The organism is Aeromonas lusitana, assembly GCF_002812985.1.
Classification (GTDB): Bacteria; Pseudomonadota; Gammaproteobacteria; order Enterobacterales; family Aeromonadaceae; genus Aeromonas; species Aeromonas lusitana.
In genome coordinates, this window is record NZ_PGCP01000004.1 from 199,379 (window position 1) to 219,695 (window position 20,317).

Annotated in this window: 20 protein-coding genes; 9 read left to right on the plus strand and 11 right to left on the minus strand. The window is 63.7% G+C overall.

The annotated features are described in order from the left end of the window. The first annotated feature begins 65 nt into the window (after positions 1 to 65). The gene (locus CUC44_RS04130) at positions 66 to 692 is read left to right on the plus strand and encodes a glutathione S-transferase family protein (RefSeq protein ID WP_167388768.1); all 627 of its coding nucleotides are present in this window, start codon (positions 66 to 68) and stop codon (positions 690 to 692) included. 119 nt (positions 693 to 811) lie between these two features. Here CUC44_RS04130 and CUC44_RS04135 read toward each other — a convergent pair whose 3' ends face one another. Next, positions 812 to 1,987, minus strand: a complete 1,176-nt coding sequence (locus CUC44_RS04135) for an iron-containing alcohol dehydrogenase (protein WP_100858720.1) — start codon at positions 1,985 to 1,987, stop codon at positions 812 to 814. A 221-nt stretch (positions 1,988 to 2,208) separates the two neighbouring features. Here CUC44_RS04135 and CUC44_RS04140 point away from each other — a divergent pair, with 221 nt between their 5' ends. Beyond that, positions 2,209 to 2,793, plus strand: a complete 585-nt coding sequence (locus CUC44_RS04140) for a hypothetical protein (RefSeq protein ID WP_100858721.1) — start codon at positions 2,209 to 2,211, stop codon at positions 2,791 to 2,793. A gap of 122 nt (positions 2,794 to 2,915) precedes the next feature. Here CUC44_RS04140 and CUC44_RS04145 read toward each other — a convergent pair whose 3' ends face one another. Next, positions 2,916 to 3,350: a hypothetical protein gene (locus CUC44_RS04145; protein WP_100858859.1), complete on the minus strand. Its 435-nt coding sequence runs from the start codon at positions 3,348 to 3,350 to the stop codon at positions 2,916 to 2,918. Between the two features lie 418 nt (positions 3,351 to 3,768). Here CUC44_RS04145 and CUC44_RS04155 point away from each other — a divergent pair, with 418 nt between their 5' ends. After that, complete coding sequence (locus tag CUC44_RS04155; RefSeq protein WP_100858723.1) at positions 3,769 to 5,241, plus strand: C69 family dipeptidase; 1,473 nt, start codon at positions 3,769 to 3,771, stop codon at positions 5,239 to 5,241. Positions 5,242 to 5,309: 68 nt separating this feature from the next. On the opposite strand, the gene CUC44_RS04160 is transcribed toward CUC44_RS04155, so the two are convergent. The 3 genes from CUC44_RS04160 to CUC44_RS04170 form a co-directional block, all read right to left on the minus strand. Further along, positions 5,310 to 6,056: an SDR family oxidoreductase gene (locus CUC44_RS04160; protein ID WP_100858724.1), complete on the minus strand. Its 747-nt coding sequence runs from the start codon at positions 6,054 to 6,056 to the stop codon at positions 5,310 to 5,312. A gap of 43 nt (positions 6,057 to 6,099) precedes the next feature. Further along, a complete protein-coding gene (locus tag CUC44_RS04165) occupies positions 6,100 to 6,345 on the minus strand; it encodes a DUF3624 domain-containing protein (protein ID WP_100858725.1) in 246 nt (81 codons plus the stop codon). A 66-nt stretch (positions 6,346 to 6,411) separates the two neighbouring features. Then, a complete protein-coding gene (locus CUC44_RS04170; protein ID WP_100858726.1) occupies positions 6,412 to 6,885 on the minus strand; it encodes a GNAT family N-acetyltransferase in 474 nt (157 codons plus the stop codon). A 184-nt stretch (positions 6,886 to 7,069) separates the two neighbouring features. On the opposite strand from CUC44_RS04170, the gene CUC44_RS04175 reads away from it, so the two are divergent. After that, entirely contained in the window at positions 7,070 to 8,512 is a 1,443-nt protein-coding gene (locus tag CUC44_RS04175; RefSeq protein WP_100858727.1) for a RimK family protein, read from the plus strand. Between the two features lie 24 nt (positions 8,513 to 8,536). After that, a complete protein-coding gene (locus CUC44_RS04180) occupies positions 8,537 to 9,067 on the plus strand; it encodes an MgtC/SapB family protein (protein WP_167388769.1) in 531 nt (176 codons plus the stop codon). 65 nt (positions 9,068 to 9,132) lie between these two features. Here CUC44_RS04180 and CUC44_RS04185 read toward each other — a convergent pair whose 3' ends face one another. After that, positions 9,133 to 10,749, minus strand: a complete 1,617-nt coding sequence (locus tag CUC44_RS04185) for an alpha-amylase family protein (protein ID WP_100858728.1) — start codon at positions 10,747 to 10,749, stop codon at positions 9,133 to 9,135. Positions 10,750 to 10,875: 126 nt separating this feature from the next. Beyond that, on the minus strand, positions 10,876 to 11,142 hold the full coding sequence (locus tag CUC44_RS04190) for a DUF2442 domain-containing protein (protein WP_100858729.1): 267 nt from the start codon (positions 11,140 to 11,142) through the stop codon (positions 10,876 to 10,878). Between the two features lie 249 nt (positions 11,143 to 11,391). On the opposite strand from CUC44_RS04190, the gene CUC44_RS04195 reads away from it, so the two are divergent. Then, on the plus strand, positions 11,392 to 13,350 hold the full coding sequence (locus CUC44_RS04195; protein WP_100858730.1) for an LTA synthase family protein: 1,959 nt from the start codon (positions 11,392 to 11,394) through the stop codon (positions 13,348 to 13,350). Positions 13,351 to 13,407: 57 nt separating this feature from the next. On the opposite strand, the gene CUC44_RS04200 is transcribed toward CUC44_RS04195, so the two are convergent. Then, positions 13,408 to 13,878, minus strand: coding sequence for an Lrp/AsnC family transcriptional regulator (locus CUC44_RS04200; protein ID WP_025325515.1), 471 nt, complete (start codon positions 13,876 to 13,878; stop codon positions 13,408 to 13,410). 159 nt (positions 13,879 to 14,037) lie between these two features. Between CUC44_RS04200 and CUC44_RS04205 the strand changes: the two genes are divergently transcribed. After that, positions 14,038 to 14,550, plus strand: coding sequence for a phosphatase domain-containing putative toxin (locus CUC44_RS04205; RefSeq protein ID WP_100858731.1), 513 nt, complete (start codon positions 14,038 to 14,040; stop codon positions 14,548 to 14,550). Positions 14,551 to 14,692: 142 nt separating this feature from the next. Here the strand turns inward: CUC44_RS04205 and metA are convergent, their stop codons facing one another. Next, entirely contained in the window at positions 14,693 to 15,640 is a 948-nt protein-coding gene (metA, locus tag CUC44_RS04210; RefSeq protein ID WP_100858732.1) for a homoserine O-acetyltransferase MetA, read from the minus strand. 145 nt (positions 15,641 to 15,785) lie between these two features. Here metA and CUC44_RS04215 point away from each other — a divergent pair, with 145 nt between their 5' ends. Together CUC44_RS04215 and CUC44_RS04220 are read left to right on the plus strand one after the other, a co-directional pair. Next, positions 15,786 to 17,024, plus strand: coding sequence for an HD-GYP domain-containing protein (locus tag CUC44_RS04215; RefSeq protein ID WP_100858861.1), 1,239 nt, complete (start codon positions 15,786 to 15,788; stop codon positions 17,022 to 17,024). Between the two features lie 34 nt (positions 17,025 to 17,058). Beyond that, positions 17,059 to 18,222: a CinA family nicotinamide mononucleotide deamidase-related protein gene (locus CUC44_RS04220; protein ID WP_100858733.1), complete on the plus strand. Its 1,164-nt coding sequence runs from the start codon at positions 17,059 to 17,061 to the stop codon at positions 18,220 to 18,222. A 10-nt stretch (positions 18,223 to 18,232) separates the two neighbouring features. Here CUC44_RS04220 and CUC44_RS04225 read toward each other — a convergent pair whose 3' ends face one another. Next, positions 18,233 to 18,769: a metal-dependent hydrolase gene (locus CUC44_RS04225; protein WP_100858734.1), complete on the minus strand. Its 537-nt coding sequence runs from the start codon at positions 18,767 to 18,769 to the stop codon at positions 18,233 to 18,235. Positions 18,770 to 18,989: 220 nt separating this feature from the next. Continuing rightward, positions 18,990 to 20,084: an ABC transporter permease gene (locus CUC44_RS04230; protein ID WP_100858735.1), complete on the minus strand. Its 1,095-nt coding sequence runs from the start codon at positions 20,082 to 20,084 to the stop codon at positions 18,990 to 18,992. Between the last annotated feature and the right edge of the window lie 233 nt (positions 20,085 to 20,317).

Here is a 20,317-nt window from a genome sequence, read left to right on the forward strand (position 1 = left end):
GGGTCTGTGAACCCCTGGTCGCGCCGGCGCGTATCATCGCCTCCTGCCATCGAATCGAGGTCCCCATGATAGTTCTGCACCACCTGAACAAGTCCCGTTCCCAACGCATCATCTGGCTGCTCGAAGAGCTGGGGCTGCTTTACGAGATCAAGGCCTACCAGCGCGACGCCACGACTTTTCTGGCGCCCCCCGAGCTCAAGGCCATCCATCCCCTCGGCAAGTCCCCTGTCATCGAATACGAGGGGCGTGTGCTGGCCGAATCCGGCGCCATCACCGAATACCTGATCGCCCGCCACGGCGCCGAGCGGCTGGCCCCGGCCCAGGACTCCCCTGACTATGCCGAGTACCTGCAGTGGCTGCACTTCGCCGAAAGCTCCGGCATCCTGCCGCTGCTGCTGGACATGTTTGTGCGCAAGGACGGCAGCCAGATGCGCTTCCTGCCGGGCTATGCCAAGGCGGAGTGCGCCAAGGTGCTGGGCTATCTGAATGCTGTCTTGAGCACTCGCCACTATCTGGTGGGAGGGCGTCTCTCCGGCGCCGACATCATGAACTCCTTCCTGGTGGATCTGCTGGCCCAGAGCGATCAGCTGGCCCAGTTCCCGCACCTGCTGGCCTACTGGCAGCGGCTCAACACCCATCCAGCCAGGCAGAAGGCGGCCGCACGGGAGCATGAGCTGGATCGGGGCGCCTGATCGGCTGCCCCGAGCCTTCCTCCTGGAATAGAAAACGCCCCGAACTCGGGGCGTTTTCTATTGGGCAGGAGCGATAGATCCGGTAGCGGATCTCGGGATCTTTGCTCGGATCCCGCGACCTAACAGGCGTGGGAGAGGATCCTCGCGACTTTATCTGGATCGATATCCTGGTGCTCCCCGAGCGCGGTCAGGCCGAAGCGCTTGAGGTTGGAGCAGATCGCCGGGATGCAGCGCGCATCCAGCCCATAGTCGGCGAGCCGGGTGCCCACCCCCATCTGCTGGAAGAACTGCTCGGTGCGGATAATAGCCTCCTCGATGCGCAGCGCCTTGTCCTCCCGGCTGGAGTGCCAGACCCGCTCGGCGAACTGGGCCAGCTTCTCCTGCTTCTGGGAGGCCTGCTCGCGCAGCAGAGAGGGCAGCACCACCGCCAGGCTCTGGGCATGATCCAGCCCGTGCAAGGCGGTGAGTTGATGACCGATGGCGTGGGTGGACCAGTCCTGGGGCACACCGCGGCCGATGAGGCCGTTCAGCGCCAGGCTGGCGGCCCACATCAGGTTCGCCCGCACCTGGTAGTTGGTGGGATCCACCAGCGCCCTTGGGCCGTTGTCCACCAGCACCTGCAGCAGGCCTTCCGCCAGCCGATCCTGTACCTCGCCGCCCACCGGGAAGGTGAGGTACTGCTCGGTGATGTGGACGAAGGCATCCACCACGCCGTTGCCAATCTGGCGCACCGGCAGGCTGTAGGTGGTGGTGGGATCCAGCACGGCGAACTGCGGCAGCACTTTCGGGCTCATGAAGGAGAGCTTGGCGTCCCCCCGGCTCACCACGGCGGCGGGATTGCTCTCCGAGCCCGTGGCAGGCAGGGTCAGCACGCAGCCAAGGGGCAGCGCCGCCTCTACCGGCGTCTTGTGCAGCAGCAGGTCCCAGGGATCCTCCCCCTCGAAGCGGGCGGCGGCGGCCACGAACTTGGTGCCATCCACCACAGAGCCGCCACCGACCGCCAGCAGGAAGTCGATGCCCTCGCGCTTCACCAGGGCCACCGCCTCCATCAGCTGATCGTATTGGGGATTGGCGCCGATACCGGAGAACTCCTGCCAGTCCATCCCAACCAGGGCATCGCACAGCTGCTGATAAACCCCGTTCTGCTTGATGCTACCGCCCCCATAGAGCACCAGCAGGCGACTGCCTGCCGGAATGAGCTCGGGCAGGCTGGCTATCTGACCCTCCCCGAAACAGACACGGGTCGGATTGGCATATTGGAAGTTGTACACGGCAAGGCCCTCGGTTGAATGCATGCAGGGGGATTGTGCGCCCAGGCTCGCATCAGGTCAAAAAACGGCGCCATTCGGCCAGCGTGGTGATGGCTCGCCATCTGGTATAAGGTACTCAGGTGCGACTTTGCCATGGTGTCGTCGGGAAAGAGGATCTTCCCTTCCCCATCGTCATGCTGCCACCGCCGTTTCGCCATCAGGGCGCCTCTCGCGAGGTCCCGTTTCCCAACCATAGGGTCTCAATCATGAAACTGAAACACGCTTGGATCGCTGGTTTGCTCACCCTCTCCTCCGCCCCCCTGGTGCACGCCGCCGTGGTCGCCACCAATGTGGCCGTCACCCCGGGCGAAGCCAGTCTGGCAGAAGAGGTCACCGCCAAGGCGACCGTCACCGCCATCGATGTGGCGACCCGCAAGGTCAGCCTGAAGAATGCCGAAGGCGAGACCTTCGATCTGGTCGCCGGGGAAGAGGTCACCAATCTGCAGAACATCAAGGTGGGTGACGTGGTGGCGCTGCGCTACCTGCAGTTGCTGGATCTGGAGCTGCTCAAGGGCACCGCCGGGGTGCGCAAACGCCTGGTGGAGGTAGAGGGCAGCAAGGCCGCCGCGGGAGACAAGCCGGGGGCCGGGGCCGGCATGCAGGTGACCATCTATGCGGATGTCATCGAGGTCGATAAGGCGACCCAGACCATCAAGGTCAAGGGCGTGGACAAGACCCTCACCGTCAAGGTGAATGACCCGGCCCAGTTTGCCCTGATCGCCAAGGGGGATCAGATCAAGGCGGTCCAGACCACGGCCATCGGCATCGGAATTGAGCCGGAGAAAAAATAAGGCGCAGGCGGTTCAACCAAGAGAGGGAGGGGATTACCCTCCCTCTTTCGTCATATCACCTGGTTCAGACGGGCAATCTCTTGCCTCCATGGCACGCCAGATTGCCGTTTGGGTCACAACTTCTAGGCAGTCGTCACTTCCGATTTCTTGCCGGTGAGTTTATCCATGGCGGCCTTGAGCATGGCGTCACGCTGCTCGGTCAGCGCCTTGGTCTGGGTCTCCCGCTCCTCGCTCGACAGCTGCTTGTCGTCGGCCACCTTCTTGAGCTGGCTCTCGAGATCGTCAAATTTCTTGCGATCGAAGCCCAGCGCCTTGTCCACCAGCTGCTGCACCAGCGCATTATTGGCGCCGCCACCCTGGCTCGCGCTCTTGCCGCTTTTTGCCAGATGTTCATAGGTCAGCACCTGTTGCGCCTTGCCGGTCATCACCTGACTGGAGAGGCTGACCTGCTGATCCCAGCCGCTGCTCTGCTGGCTTTCACCGGCGCCGAGGGTGGCCAGGGCGCGCTGCTGTGACGCACTCTGGGCGAGTTGCTGACCATAGGGTTTGATATCCATGAGGGCTCCAAGCTGTCTGCCGGTCTCGCCGGCCTCCGGGGAGGCTTCCCCGTCATGGCCATAGACCAGCAAGGAGCAGGCCAACTTGTTCGAGTCCCCGCCATCTGCCGTTTTCACTCTTGATGAGCTGCTGTTTACACTGCCTTTTCCTGCCAGCACCACAGATGTCACCACTCCCTCCCAGTTTTACCGAAGGAAGTGCAAGAATGAACCGCAGATCACAAAACAAACAACCACAGAGGCATACCATGCCAGCGCACAATACGGTCAGGACGCGGTATTGTGGATGAAGTGTTTGCAATATCAATAAGATGCAGACCAATCTACCGGCATCCCCAGGTTGCCGCCCAAGGCCTGCGGCAAGCCCCATCTCACCACCCAGCCTGACTCACACTCACTATCAGCTTCGGGCACCCCAATGAAAAGACACACTTTGAGTCTCCTCTCCGCCACCCTGTTAAGCCTCATCGGCACCAGCGCCGACGCCTGCACCGGCCTCATCGTCGGCAAGGGCGCCAGCGCCGATGGCAGCATCATGATCGCCAGAAACGAGGACTTCGGCGTCAACAACTGGAACAAGCACCTGGTCTTCCACCCCGCCCAGCAGAACGAGGGCAAGCAGTGGAAACTCGGCAACGGGCTCGAGGTACCCATGCCCAAGGCCTTTCTCGCCTACTCCGCCATCCGTGACTGGGATGCCGCCACCAGCGATCCCGCCGGCAAGTATTACGAGGAGCGCGGCATCAACGAGGCCAACGTCGCCATCTCGGCCACCACCAGCGCCGAGGTCAACGAGCGGGCCCAGAAGGCCGATCCGCTGATCGAGACCGGGGTCATCGAGGCCGTCATCCCCACCCTGATCCTGCCCCAAGCCAGGAGCGCGAAGGAGGGGGTCGAGCTGCTCGGCCGCTATGTGGAGACCCATGGCGCCGGTGAGGGCAACAGCCTCTATCTGGCGGACGTGAACGAGGCCTGGCTGATGGAGATAGGCTCGGGCCACCACTGGATAGCGGTGCGGGTACCGGATGACAGTTATGCCATGGTGGCCAACGGCCTGCGCATCCACGGGGTGAACCTGGACGGCGCCGATGTGCTGCACTCCCCCAAGCTGCTGGAGTTCGTGCGTGAGCACAAGCTGCTGGATAACGCCGACCCGAAAGATTTCAACTTCGCCAAGGCATTCGGGGTCATCGCCGATCCCTACAACGTGGACAGGGAGTGGCTCGGCCAGCAACTGCTGAGCGCCTCCCACAAGCAAGCCACCCGTCAGGCGCAGTACCCGCTGTTCATGAAACCGGACGCCCCCATCGCCGTGCCGGACGTCACCAAACTGCTCAGTGCCACCTATCAAGGCACGCCCCTCGATGGCAAGGCGGAGCGGCCCATTCGCATCGACCGGCAGCTCGAGTCCCACATCATCCAGCTGCGCAAGGAGATGCCAAAAGAGCTGCAGGGCCTCATCTGGCAGAGCTACGGCGTGTTGGCCGAGTCGGTGATGATGCCCATCTACAACACTCTGGAGTCCTATCCCCTGCCCTATCGCAGCGGCAGTGACAGCTACTCCGACGACTCCGCCTACTGGCAGTTCCGCAGCCTGACCGCGCTCGCCAACACCAACCCGGACAAGTACCTGCCGCTGCTGCGCGGGGTCTGGGACAAGGAGAGCCACAAGCTCTATCAGGAGGTGGCCGTGCTGGACAAGACCCTCAAGCAGACCTACGCCAGCGACAAGGCCACGGCGCTGGGGCTGGCATCGGATTACTCCTACGGCCAGCTGGAGCAGAACTATCAGCTGGCCAAAGAGCTGCGCTACAAGCTGATGACGGATCTCACCAAGAGCAGCGAGAAAAAGTACTCGGAGGCGGAATTCAAGAAGATCATGAGCCTGTAGCTCAAAATGTCAGCATAAAAAAGAGGCACCCCAGGGTGCCTCTTTTCATCTCGGTAGTGAACCAGCCCTCAGCGACGGCTGATATGGAGCGGGCCGAAGGTCTGGGCCACCGGCATGATCTCGATGCTGTTGATGTTGACGTGGGCGGGCTGCTGGCTGACCCAGAGCACGGTATTGGCAATGTCCTCCGGCTGGATCGCCTGTACCCCCTGATAGACGGTCGCTGCCTTGGCGTCGTCGCCGTGGAAGCGCACGTTGGAGAACTCGGTGCCGCCGCACAGGCCCGGCTCCACATTGGTGACCCGGATGGCGGTGCCCGCCAGATCCGCGCGCAGGTTCAGGCTGAACTGTTTCACGAACGCCTTGGTGGCGCCGTAGACGTTGCCGCCCGGATAGGGATAGGTGCCGGCGATGGAGCCGATATTCACCACGTGGCCGCGATTGCGTTCGACCATGCCCGGCAGCAGCAGGCGAGTGAGCAGGGTCAGGCCGCTGATATTGGTGGCGATCATCTGCTCCCAATCCTCCAGATCCGCCTTGTGGGCGGGCTCGAGCCCGAGCGCCAGACCGGCGTTGTTGACCAGCAGATCCACCTCGGACCAGGGGGCAGCCAGGCCTGCGATGGCGGCCTTGGTGGCGGCCTTGTCCTGCACGTCGAACACCAGGGGCAGGAACGACCCACCGAGCTCCTCGGCCAGGGCGGCCAGCCGGTCGGCGCGCCGACCCGTGCCGATCACCTTGTAGCCCGAACTCACCAGCAGGCGGCTGATGGCCTCACCAAAACCGGACGAGGCGCCCGTTACCATTGCAATCATCTGAACCTCCATTGTCGTTTATCTTGTTGATAGCCAAACGAATTCATTCATGTTCTCGCGCAGGGTTCGCAACCCTTCGCCAGAGAAAGACCAACAGGTGCAGCCCGAACAGACCGGAACCTGCGAGGGCAAACAGCAGGGCGGTGAGGGCATTGATCGAGGCATCGGCCCCCAACCACCACCAGGCCAGCCAGCCCATCACTCCGATGAGGAGCGTCTGGGCGGCGCACACAGGGCAGCGGCCCAGTTTTGCGCGGATGGCGGTGGCGAGGCAGTCGTCACAGCTCATGCCAGCCTCTCGAAGCCGATATCTCGCAGCTTATTTCCCGGATGGCGGCAAAGCCATCATCGCGGCTCATGCCCGTTCCCGCTTCGCGGGTCGCAGTGACAACACCAGTCGGTGGGCGTGCAGGCCAGGGCCGTAATAATCGAGCAGCCGCAGCCGGGAACGAAATCCCAGCTCGTGGTAGAGGGCACCGGCCTCCGGGTTGGCGTCGGCCACCTCGAGCCGGATGGCGCCCCAGCCGGCGGCCCTGCCCTCGGCGATCACCTGTTCCAGCAGGCGGCGAGCCCAGCCCTGACGACGCACTGTCCAGCGGATGGCGAGGGTCTGAATGGTGAGCCGATCCCAGCCCTTGTGCTCCAGCACGCACAGATACCCCATCAGCTGCTCCTTCTCATCCAGCAGCAGCAGGGTGCGCCCCTTGGCCTGATTGAGCAGATAGTGCCAGCGGCTGCGGCCGAAGGCGACTTCGGGGGGAAAACAGTAGCGTTCCAGCCTGACGATGGCGCCCACATCATCGGCTTTTGCCGCGCGCACGGTCAACACGGGGTCTCCTTGTTCGGTTATTTATCCTCAGCACCAAAAATGCGACTTGTATCACAAGTTACCAAGGCAGATATTAGGCACTGTAACCTCTTGTTTCCCCTCGCGCCATTGTCGTGCTTGTCGGTGCATCGAAGCCCACTGGGGATCCTGCCATTGTGGCAGCCCTCTCTGTGGAGCCGAAAATATGAGTACCTATGTCATCGTCGAGGAGCTCGGCGACTGGCCCTGTCATGCCGATTATCTGCTGACCGCCCGCACCTACCTGCAACATGGCCTGCCCACCACGGGGGGACGGCCCCGCATCATCAACCTGTGCCGCAGCCTTGAGCACCTGAGCGCAGGCTACTACTGCTCCCTGCTGGCCCAGGCGCGCAGCCACCACTGCCTGCCCGGCTTGCAGGCCATCAGCGTACTGCAACCCCAGCAGCCGCCGGCCAAGCTGTGGCGCAAGCTGCAGAGCTGGCTGACCCGCCAGAGCGAGGACAGGATCCGGGTGCGCGCCATCTTCGGCCAGTGCGAGCAGAGCGAACTAGGGGGGCTGGCCCGCTACTACTACGGCCTGAGCCAACTGCCGCTGCAGGAGCTGACCCTCAAGCGCGGCCGCCATGGCTGGTCGGTGCGCCAGCAGCAGAGTCTGTCGCCGCTGGAGCTGAGCCCAAGCGAAAAGGAGCTGATGCTGCAACATGCCCAGGCCCTGGTCGGTGCCGGTGACGAGGAGCAGGCCGCGCCCCTCTATCAGCTCGCCATCCTGGTGGATCCCAACGACGGCCGCGCCAGCAGCGACGAGCTGGCCCTTCGCCGCTTCATCAAGGCCGCCGCCGCCCAGGGGATCCAGGCCGAGATCCTGGCGCCATCGGCCATCGAGCGGCTGCCGGAGTTCGACACCCTCTGGCTGAGATCCGAGACCGCGGTGGGTCACTACACCTTCGAGTTTGCCCGCCGCGCCGAGCAGCTCAAGATGCCGGTGATCGACAGCTCCCGCGCCATCCTCGCCTGCAGCAACAAGCTCTATCTCTATGAGCTGATGGTGCGCAGCGGTGTGCCCATGCCGCCCACCATGGTGGTGACCCGCCGCGGCCGCCACCATGTGGACGAGCTGGTGCAACGGCTCGGCCTGCCGCTGATGGTCAAGGTGCCCGACGGTGCCCAGGGGCGAGATCTTGCCATGGCAAGCGACGAGACCCAGCTCGCCCGTCTGCTGGACGAGGGACTCGGCCGCTCCGCTCTCTTGCTGGTGCAGAGCCGGATCCCCGCCGAATTCGACTGGCGCATCGGCTTTCTCGACGGCTCGCCCCTGTTCGCCTGCCGCCGCTTCCGGCCCGAGCCCGGCAACCGGATCCGCCGCCGCAAGCACCCCCTCGATCTCAGCCGCATCGAGGCGCTGCCCCTGAACGAGGTGCCGGAGCGGGTGCTGCAAACCGCCCGCCGCGCCGTCCATCAGCTCGGCAACGGCCTGTTCGGGGTAGACTTGCGCCAGCAGGGGCAGGGCTGCGTGCTGCTGGAAATCATCGACAATCCCTGGATCCGTGGCGATATTGAAGACAGGGAGGCAAAGGACCTCTACGAGCGCCTGGCCAGGGCCTTCCGGCAACGGCTGGAAAACCGGGGGCAGAGCGCGGCAGGATAACAAGCATCAATAGCAGAGGTGGATATGATGACAACACAGTGGTGGGACATAGCGCCCCTTGGCTGGGAGAACATCCTGGTCTGTCTGATATGTGGCACCCTGGTCGGGTTGGAGCGCCAGCTGCGCGGCAAGCCGGTCGGCATTCGCACCTCCTCCCTCATAGTGCTCGGCACTTACTGCTTCCTCGCCATCGGCGCCGCCGTCAGCCCCCAGAGCGCGGATCAGGCGCGGGTGCTGGGCCAGCTCATCACAGGGGTCGGTTTTCTCGGCGCCGGGGTCATGATGACCCGGGATGGTCATGTGCTGGGGGTCACCTCGGCCGCCACCATCTGGATGCTGGCGGCCCTCGGCGCCCTGATCGGCATGGAGATGCTGCACCAGGCATTGCTGCTCACCGGTGTCACCCTGGCCATCCTGGTGGGGGTGGATTACCTGGAGACCAGCTTCAAGAGCCTGCGCCGCGGCGTGCACAACCGGCTGGAGAGCTGGCGCAGCGGCAATGCCCAGCCCGCAGCCACGCACCGTGATGAACTAGGTGGCAGCATAGAGAAGTAGCGACGCCGCGATGGCGGATCAAAAAGGGCTCCTGCGGGAGCCCTTTTTCGTGCCTGTGCACCCCGTTATTGCAGCAGCAGGAAGCGGCCGCTAAGCGGCGGTAACTCGACCGTCACGCTGCTGCCGCCGATGCTCAGGCTCTCGCCGCTCTGCAAGTCCAGCAGGGCACTGCCACTGCGCAATTTGCCGACCGGCAGGCTGTAGCTCTGGGGCGTGGTGGAGACGTTGAGCAGATAGACGATTTGCTCCGCCGACGTCTGCTTGATGTCCCCATAGACGCTGCCGTCGGCCACCAGCTTGACCCGCTCCCCCTGATAGAGGGCGGGGTGCTGGGCGCGCAGGCCCATCAAGTTGCCAAGCCAAGTCTTGAGATCCGCCTGCTCACTGCTCGGCACAAAGCCGGTGACAGCGGGCACCTTACCATCGCTGCGGGCCACGTGATCGTCGCACAATCCCTGAGCCGCGCAGTTATCGGTCACCTGTTTGGCAAAGCCCGGCACCTCGTCACCGAACTCCTCGCCGTAGTAGAGGGTGATGGGGCCGGAGCGGGCCGCGAGGAAGCTCAGCGCCGCCTTGTGGCGCTGCCAGTAATCCGCCGGATTGAAGTTGCCGCGCTGGACCAGATCGCCGAAGCGCACCAGATCATGGTTGCCCAGCATCAGGTTCGGCATGGCGTGGTTCGGGTAGTTTTCCACCTTGTTCCAGCTGGCATCCAACACGCTGGCCCCCTGCCCGCCCTTGCCGGACTCCTCCACCGCCAGGGCCTGCATCAGGCCGTAGCGCAGGGGGAAGTCGAACGCCGAGGGCAGCGCCGGCTTGTCGCTCGGGCCATAGGCCTCGTTGCGGATCTCGTCCGCCCCCTTCCACACCTCGCCCACCAGGTAGCCAAGAGTCCCCCACTGCTGGCCGGCGGCCTTGCGCGCCGCGCTCGCCTGCTCCACCTCGGTGCGGATGGCGCGCCAGTCGTCGAGACCCAGCTGATAGGCCTGATCGAGACGCCAGCCATCGATGCCGTACTGCTCGACCCAGTGACGGGCCACCTCCTTGAAGTAGGCGAGGCTCTCCGGCTTGCCGTAATCCACCAGCTGGCCCGGATAACCGACGCCACCGCTCTTGAGGGCGGGCAGGCGCCCCTCTGGGGAGGGTTTGCTCACCCCCACCTTGTTGACGTGGCCGAACACTCCGTCGAGGAACACATAGAGACCGCGCTTGTGCGCCTCATCAACCAGAGTCTTGAGCTCCACATTGGTACCGAAGTTGGGATCCACGTTGAAGAAGTCGCAGGCGAAGTAGCCGGTGGCATCCAGCTTGTCGTCCCCGGCCTGGCCGGCGCAGGAGTCGAACACAGGAGTCAGCCAGATGGCGTTGACGTTGAGGCTCTTGATGTGATCCAGGCTCTGGATGATGCCACGCAGATCGCCGTTGTGCTGGGAGGGGCCATAGCCGACGCCGTAGTTGGCGGCGCCATCCCCGTCGACGAAGGACTCCACCATCAGCTGATAGGTTCGCAAGTTGCAGGCGGGCTGATCGGCGCCATAACAGGCGCGACTGGCGGCCGCAGGAGGTGGATTGACTACCGGTGGCTGGGTCTCTGTGCTGGAGCCACCGCCCCCGCTGCCGCAAGCCGACAAGAACAAGGCAGCCCCGAGCAGGCCGCCATAGCGCAACGTTCCCTGTTTCATTGTTATCTTCCCGCTGTGGAGGTATCGGCGCAGGGTGCGCCGTACTGATGTCATAATAACCAGCGGGCAAAATGGGGTCTGTGACTGAAAACGTTATCTGGCTCAGAGAGTTAGCACGACCTATCCCTAGTGAGGCTCGGCGAAGGCGGTGCGCTCGTCGACGGGCTTGATGAGGTGATAGACCTCGTGGGCAGCCAGCACGAAGCCCCCCGGCCAGGCCAGCTGGTGGCGATCGTTGATGAAGACCCGGGCGCAGCGGCGCTCGGTATCGATGGCGGCAAACAGGGGCTCTGCACGCCAGGGGGTCAGCTCCAGCACTCCGGTAGTACCGTCGGAGAGCACCACGAACAGACACCATCCTTGCAAATACTCGACATCGAGAAAGACCGGCATGATCTTGGCTCCGATTGAGAGAGTTCGGCGCCATTATAGAGATGCCCCCTTCCCCGCTTTGCCACCAGGCTCACAGTTTTCTCAGCCGTTTATACCGTCAATTTTGTCAAAAACAGTGAGATACCTCACCGATATACTTTTTTACATCTTCCCTTCGCAACCTTATTCCCGTTCTACTGTCATAACCTTGCAACACAATAAAAAGCGCCCCGGATGGGCACCAAAAACAGGCTTTTATCAGGAAAAACAATGACAAAACTAAGGCATTGGCTGGGTCCCTTTTGGCCCATCGCCATTTTTTCAGTGATCGCGCTCATCGCGCTGACCGTCAGCCGGATAGGCCTCTGGCAACAGGAGCGGGTCGACGCCGTTGACGGCTGGTCACAGATGTTGTTGCAGGGCCTGCGGGTCGACTTCGCCACCCTCTGCTGGCTGTGGGGCGTCCCCGCCGTCTTCACCCTGCTGCTGGCCGGCCCTCACGGCCTCGGCCGCGCCTGGCTCATGCTGATCCGGATCTGGCTGACCCTGGGGCTCTGGCTGATGCTGTTCCTCGAGATCTCCACCCCCTCCTTCGTCACCGAATACGGGGTACGCCCCAACCGTCTCTACGTCGAATACCTCATCTACCCGAAAGAGGTGCTCGCCATGCTGTGGGCCGGCCGCAAGGGCGAGCTGCTGCTGGCCCTGGTGTTCAGCACGGCTGTGCTGGGGGGCGGCTGGTGGCTCAGTGGCCGTCTGATGCGCAGGCTCAGCTTCCCGCGCTGGTACTTGAGGCCCGCCTTCGCCCTGCTGATCCTGGCCATCGGCTTCCTCGGTGCCCGCTCCAGCCTGGGCCATCGCGCCCTCAACCCCGCCATGGTGGCGTTTGCCAGCGATCCCCTGATCAACGCCCTGGTGGTCAACTCCTCTTACTCCCTGTTCTTCGCCATCAAGCAGATGGGGGCCGAGGAGAACGCCAGCGAATTCTATGGTGAGCTGCCCCACGGGCGGATCCTGGAGCTGGTGCGTGAGGAGAGCGGCCGGCCGAGCCAGGACTTCAGCTCCGAGACCCTGCCGAGCCAGAGCTTCAACGAGGCCAGTTACACCGGCAAGCCGAAGAACCTGGTGATCCTGTTGCAGGAGAGCCTGGGGGCCCAGTTCGTCGGTTCCCTCGGCGGCCTGCCCCTCACCCCCAATATCGATGCCTTGTCCAAGGAGGGTTGGGCCTTCAATCAGCTCTACGCCACCGGCACCCGCTCGGTGCGCGGCATCGAAGCCGTGCTGACTGGCTTCACTCCGACCCCGGCCCAGGCCGTGGTCAAGCTCGGCAAGAGCCAGACCAACTTCTTCACCATCGCGGACTTGCTCAAGCAACGGGGCTACAGCACCAGCTTCATTTACGGCGGCGAGAGCCATTTCGACAACATGCGCAGCTTCTTCCTCGGCAACGGCTTCAGCCACATCGTCGAGCAGAAGGACTTCGAGAACCCGGTATTTGAAGGCTCATGGGGCGCCTCGGATGAGGATCTGATGGCCAAGGCGGACGAAACCTTCCGGGCCCTGAGCAAGGAGGGCAAGCCCTTCTTCAGCCTGGTGTTCAGCTCGAGCAACCACGATCCGTTCGAATTCCCGGACGATCGCATCGCCCTCTACGAGCAGCCCAAGCAGACCCGCAACAACGCCGCCAAGTACGCGGACTATGCCGTCGGCGAGTTCTTCAAGAAGGCCCGCCAGTCGGACTACTGGAAGGACACCCTGTTCCTGGTCATCGCCGATCACGACAGCCGGGTCAGCGGCGCCGATCTGGTGCCCATCCCCCGCTTCCACATTCCCGGTGTCATCGTCGGTGAGGGCATCAGCCCCCGCCAGGATGGGCGCATCGTGAGCCAGATAGACATGGCACCGACCCTGCTCTCCCTGATGGGGATAAGCGCCGACTACCCCATGCTGGGCAAGGATCTGACCCGGATGCCGGCGGACTGGCCGGGTCGCGCCATCATGCAGTACGACAAGAACTTCGCCCTGATGCGGGGCAAGGACGTGGTGATACTGCAGCCGGAGCGGGACGCGGAAGGCTATGTGTATGACGCCACCAGCCAGCGCCTCACCCGGGCGCAGCAACCGGACGACATGAAAGAAGCGGCGCTGGGACTGGTGCTCTGGGGCAGCCTGGCCTATCAGCAGGGGCTCTATCAGACGGCACCGGACAACTTAACCGTGCTGAACTGACGAGGTTCTACAGATAAAAAAACCGCCTCTCGGCGGTTTTTTTATCATTCATGCTGCTTAAGGGTGGGTGAAGCAGGGCAAGGATCGGCTGAACCTGTGCTCGAACACTAGCGAGGTCTCGAGGTGCACCACCTCCTCGCGCGAGGTGAAGTGATCGAACACGAAGTTGCGCAGGTGCTCGGTGTCGGCGACGCAGAGGTGCACCAGGAAATCGTCCTTGCCCCCCATGTGGAACAGGCTGATCACCTCGGGCAACGCCAGGATGGCATCGCGGAACGCATCGATAATCTGTCGGCTGTGGCGGGCCAGCTGCAGGGAGACCATGGCCTGGATATGACCACCCAGCGCCTGATAATCCACCTCGCAGTGCGCCCCCTTGAGCACCCCGTCCTGTTGCAGTTTACGCACCCGCTCCAGACAGGTGGACGGCGCCACCCCGACCAGGGCGGCCAAATCCTTGTTGGTCATGCCCGCATCGCGAAACAGATGGGCCAGGATGTCCAAGTCCAGTTGATCCAGGTTTCTCATCTTCACTCCTTGCATCGCTCAATTTTTTTAGACTCTGCCCGTAAACCGGGCCGAACACAACGCAGATTGACAAGGCAATCACTGTCTCTATGCTTTGCCGCGCTCAGGCTCGACGCCATGAGATTCGTTCAGAACCAAGCGGCACACACGAGGATCCCCATGCACCCTTCTCACCCCTTCTGGAGTCTGGATGTGCCCCGTTTCGACGGCCAACTGCTGCTGACCCCCTGCCCGGGCACCCAGCAGGTGCCCGCGCCGCAGGCCCTCGATCAACTGCAACTGGCCGGCGCCCGTGGGGTGGTGACGCTCATGACGAGTGACGAGCTGGCGGCGCTCAGTCTGGCCGAACTGGGCCAGCAGATAGAGGCCAGGGGCATGGCCTGGTTCCACCTGCCCATCGCCGATGACGAGGCGCCGGATGCCGCATTCGAGCTGGCCTGGCAGCAGGCGTTATCGTCGCTCATCGCCCTGCTGCGGGACGGCAAGCAGCTGGCCATTCACTGCCGTGGCGGCAGTGGTCGCACCGGGCTGGTGGCGGCGGCCCTGCTGATGGCCCTGGGTCAGTCGCAGCAGGAGGCCATGGCCGCCATCCGCGCCCGCAGGCCAAAGGCGTTCACCCTGGCCAGCCATCACCTCTGGCTCGACACTTGGGCAACGAAGCTGGCCGACTGAGGGGCCTCACACCTTGGGCTGAGGGTGTAGCGAACACCTTGCCGATATCCCCAATCGATAGCGAGTGAGCTGATCCCATGGCGCCTAAGTCTTGGGCTGCGGGTAAGCGAACACCTTGCCTATGCCCTCCACCCGGTGGCACCTAGGTCTTGGGCTGCTGGTAGGTGAACACCTTGCCGATGTCCTCCACCCGATAGCTGGTGAGCTGATAGACGTAGTAGTTGAGCCAGTTGGAGAACAGCAGATGGCCGTGGCTGCGCCAGCTGGCCCGCGGCGTCCGGGTCGGATCGCCCTCCGGGTAGTAGTTGACCGGGATGACGGGGGTGAGCCCGGCCGCCAGATCTCGTTGATACTCCCCGTCCAGGGTCAGAGCATCGTATTCCGGGTGGCCGGTGACGAACACCTGGCGGCAATCCTTGGTCGCCGCCAGATAGACGCCGGCCTCCTCGGATTCGGCGAAGATCTGCAGATCCGTGTGGGCGCGAATAAGATCCCCATCGAACGCCGCATAACGGGAGTGGGGGGCGACGAACTCGTCGTCGAAGCCGCGCAGCAGCGCCTCGTGTTCATCGAGGCGATGGTGACGATAGACCCCTGACAGCTTCTCGCCGTGGGTCTGTTTCTCCATGCCGTACAAGGCTTTGAGTGCCGCCTGCACCGCCCAGCACAGGAACAGAGTCGAGGTCACGTGCTGATGGGACCACTCGATGATCTCGACGATGCGCGGCCAGTAGACCACCTCCTCGAACTCCACCAGCCCAAGCGGCGCCCCCGTGATGATCATGCCGTCGTAGTTGTTGCCCCGCACCTGCTCGAAGTCGTGATAGAAGTTCTCGAGATGCGCCTGGGGCGTGTTCTTGGACTCCCGATCGTCGATGCGCAGCAGATCCACGTCCACCTGCAGCGGCGAGTTGGAGAGCATCCGCATCAGCTGGATCTCGGTCTCTATCTTCTTGGGCATCAGGTTGAGGATGAGCACCCGCAGCGGACGGATGTTCTGGGTGACGGCCCGGGATTCCGTCATCACGAAGATGTTCTCCTGCCCCAACACTTCGGCGGCGGGCAACTGGTCCGGGATCTTGATCGGCATGCTTACTCCCTGTACTGCATCGGTAAATATGTCTGGACATCTAGAAGCCTATAATAAAGCACCCGCCCTGTCATCAGATACCTTTTGTATTCACATCGCCCATTGACTAGCATACGGCTTCACTTCGTTGCTCACGCCCAAACCCATGACAGGTATCAAGATCTCGGTGGACCGGCTGCAAGTCGGCAATTATGTCTCCCTGCCACTGGGCTGGCGTGAACATCCCTTCCTGTTCTCCAGTTTCAAACTCAAGAACGAGCAGGAGATAGAGCTCATTCGCCGGCTCGGCCTCAAGCTGGTGACCATCATCCCCGACAAGAGCGACACGCCCCCCAAGCCCCTCGATCAGGTGCTGCCCCCCGTCGCCGATAGCCAGACCCTCGCCGCCCGCCAGCAGGAGATGCAGCAGGAGAAGGCCAGCCGCATCGAGCAGTTGCAGCGCTACCGCCGGGATCTGCAGCAGTGCGAGAAGCATTTCCAGCAATCCCTGGCCCAGGTGCGCAGCCTGATGGGCAAGATCCAGTCCCGCCCCCTCAACGCCATCGGCGAGGCCAGGGAGCTGATCAACGCCATGACGGAGCAGCTGTTGTCGGTGGATCAGATGGTGCTGCACCTGGTCTCGGACAGCGAGGATGGCAACAGCCTGCAGTTCCACTCCCTCAACGTCAGCGTGCTCAGCATGCTGCTGGCTCGTGAGTGCAAGCTGCCGGCGGAGGCGATCCGCCAGGTCGGCATGGGGGCCCTGTTTCACGACGTCGGCAAGCTGAAGCTGCCGAGCCAGCTGCTGCGAAAGCGCGGCCCCCTGACCAAGCCGGAGCAGAACCTGATGGCCCAGCACCCGCGCTACGGCCTGGACTTGCTCAATCTCGCCAGGGAGTTCCCGCCAGAGGCGAAGAACATAGTGCTGCACCATCACGAATACCTGGATGGCAGCGGGCCGCTAGGGCTCAAGGGAGGGCAGCTCGATCAGCTGACCCAGATAGTGTCTCTCATCAACGAGTACGATAACCTCTGCCACCTGCAGGCCAAGGTGCCCTACTCTGCCCTCAGCAACCTCTACAAGCAGCGCAAGGGCCAGTTCAACGGCGACTACCTCGGCATGCTGATCCGGCTGATGGGGATCTACCCGCCGGGCAGCGTGGTGCAGCTCTCCAACGGCCAGGTCGGGCTGGTGATGTCGGTCAACAGCGCCCGCCTGCTCTACCCCGCCGTGCTGGTGTACGATCCGCGCATCCCGCGCCAGGAGGCGGCCATTATCGATCTCGAGCAGGCGGAGCTCACCATCGCCAAGGTGATCCATCCCAAACGGCTGCCGCCGGCGGTGTTCGAGTACTTGAACCCGCGCACCCGGATCAGCTACTACTTCGAACACGGCAAGCCCTGAACGGGCTCGCCGCCTCTTGACCCAAGGAGTCTGCATGCGCATCGAGATCGTCAGCACGGGGGACGAGATAGTGACCGGCCTGGTGGTGGACACCAACGCCGCCTGGCTCAGCGCCCTGCTGCTGGAGCAAGGTTGGCAGGTGCGCCGCCGCGCCACAGTGGGGGATAACCTCAAGGACCTCAAAGCCGTGCTGCAAGAGAGCGCCAGCCGCGCCGAGGTGGTGCTGGTGTGCGGGGGCCTGGGGCCCACCGCCGACGATCTCACCGCCCAGGCGGCGGCCGAGGCTTTCGCTCAGCCCCTGACCCTCTATCCGGACTGGCTCGCCACCATAGAGGCGCGCTACCAAGCCCGCGGCGTTCCCATGCCCGCCAGCAATGCCAAGCAGGCCTGGCTGCCCCAGGGCTGCGAGATCCTGGACAACCCGGTCGGCACCGCCTGCGGCTTCCTGGTCCACCATCCAGCCAGCCACGGCCTGAGCCAGCTGTTCTTCACCCCGGGCGTGCCGTTCGAATTCAAGCAGATGGTGCGCGAGCAGATAGTGCCGCGCCTCAAGCGCCTGGCCGGGGAGCAGACCGACACCGAGCTGCGCCGCTTCTACAGCTTCGGCATCTCGGAATCGGCATTGAGTGACAAGCTGGATGCCGCCCCCTGGCCAACCGGCATAGAGCTCGGCTACCGCTCCTCCATGCCGCTGATCGAGCTCAAACTCATCGGCCACGGCGCGAGCGCCACCGACATGGACGCCGCCGAGGCGCGCCTGCTGGGGGAGATATCACCCTGGCTGGTGGGACGGGGAAACGAGGAACCGGCCAGTCAGATCCTGACTCTGTTGGGCGAGCGGCCGCTCACCCTGATGGAGGGGGAGAGCCGGGGCGCCCTGCTCGGCTTCTGCCACGAGCATCCCCAGCTGCAGGCCCATTTTGACTCTCGGCTACCCAGCGAACTGGCCCGGCTCACGGGCGCGGCCACCGGGCTGAGCCTCACCATAGGCGGTGCGGGCCCGGACGGCGTGCCCCTGCTGCTGTGCGCCGATGGCGAGGCCATCGGCCAGACCCTGAAAACTCGCCACCCGGACCCGGACAGCGGGCGCCGGATCCTCGCCTTCGCCGCCCTCGACATGCTGCGCAGGCACCTCTCGGGGCTGCCGGTGATCGCGGATTACCTCACCCTGCCAAGAAGTGCCGAGCGTCGGGACTAACCCGACCTCATCAGAAGGCGGGCATCCGCAGCGCGAAGGCAGCCAGCCCCTGCCCGCCATGGACCCAGTAACCGGCCAGCGCCAGGGTCAGCAGACAGAATGCCGTCTCGTAGCCGCCCCCGCTCTTGAGGGGCAGAAACGGCAGGTGATAGCGCTGGCGCAGGGGCCAGAACAATGGGATCCCCGCCGGGGTGAGCCAGTCCCCCAGCAGATGGCTGAGATAACCGATGATGAGCGCATCCTTCACCGCCACCGAGATAAAGCCCGGCCCCTGAAACTGCGCCAAGCCCCAGACGCCGACCCCCACCGCCAGCAGGCTGTGGGTAAAGCCGCGATGGCCGAACAGGCGCGACAGCGGCCCCGAGATCCAGGGCAGGCGCCGACCGAGCAGGGAGTTGGGGTGATCGAGATCCGGCAACAGGGCGCTGGCCAGGGCGACCGGCACCGTCTGCCAGAGGCTGGCATCGGCCAGGGCCGGGGTGAGCTGCAACTGGTGGGCAAGCAGGGTACAGGTAACGGAAAACAGCAGGTGGCCTTGGGCGGTCATGATGGTGTTCGATGGCGCATGAGAGGGACGAATGGGGTGCGGGCGGCAGATTAGAATCCCTCTGGCCGCAATGAGCAAGACGAATATTGCTCAAACCTCACTTTCGCAGTCATTTATTCCACAGAACGCCCGTATCTCACGTCATTTACGACTCATACAGCACCAAATTCGGCGTCAGACAAGGAGGTCGGCCAGCCTGAGGGCGCTGGCCGACTCCTGGTCAATCCAGGCTCTTCTTGAAGCGGCGGGCGGCCAGGGTCAGCATCAGCAGGGTGAAGCCCGCCAGCCAGAGCACGTCCGGCAGCAGATCCCCCATGTCGCCGCCTCTCAATACGATGCCTCTGATGAGCCGCATAAAGTGGGTGGCGGGCAGCACCTCGGCGACCCACTGGGCCGGCACCGGCATCCCCTCGTAGGGGAACATGAAACCCGACAGCAGGATCGACGGCAGCAGGATGAACACCGTCATCTGCATCGCCTGCAACTGGGTCTGGGCCAGGGTGGAGATGAGCAGCCCCAGGGTCAGGCTGGCGGCGATAAACAACAGGGTCGCCAGCAGCACCTGACTCAGGGCACCGTTGATGGGCACCGCGAAGATGAGGTGGCCGAGGCCGAGTATGATGACCACCTGGACGAGCCCCACCACTATGTAGGGCAGGATCTTGCCGATCATCAGCTCCAGCGAGCTGACCGGGGTGGTGATGAGCAGCTCCAGGTTGCCGCGCTCCCGCTCCCGCACTATGGCCGCCGAGGTGAACATGATCATGGTCATGGTGAGGATCACCCCGAGCAGGCCGGGCACTATGTTGACCGCCGCCCGGCGGGAGGGGTTGAAGTAGAGCACAGTCTCGAAGGTGGGGGGGGCGGCCTCGACATCGGGCCTGAGCTCGCCGAGGGGCATGGCGCGCAGGCCGAGCAGGGCGCCGGCGATGACGGTATCCGAGCCATCCACCAGCCACTGGCCCACTCGCTCGCCATCGCTCAGACGACGGCTCAGATCCGATGGCAGCACCAGCACGGCGCGCACCTCGCCCCGGGTCAGGGCGGCTTCCGCCTCCTGCAATCCCACGTAGCGCTGCTTGATGTGTACCACCTGGGTCGCCTTGACCGCCTCCACCAGCAGCCGCCCCGATACGCTCTCGCTCATGTCCACCAGCCCGGCCGGGATCTGACGCACGTCCGTGTTGATGGCATAGCCAAACAGCAGCAGCTGGAGCAGGGGGATCATCACCACCATGCCGAAGGTCAGCTTGTCCCGCGACAACTGCCTCAGCTCCTTCTGGGTGATGGCCCAGAGCCGGCGCAGACTATTCATTGAAATAATCCCTTCTGCAGGCTGCCCATAGCGCGGCGGACGCCTGGCGTAAATATCCCCTCACCCTGGCCCTCTCCCAAAGGGAGAGGGAACTGCTCTAGTGTGCATGGGCGCTGCAGTTTGACTGTCACTCGCTGTCTTGGCTGGCGCTCAAACAGGTGACCAAAGGCTCTCACACACAGCACAGCTCCGCCCCCTTCTCCCCTCGCGGGAGAAGGGTTGAGGATGAGGGG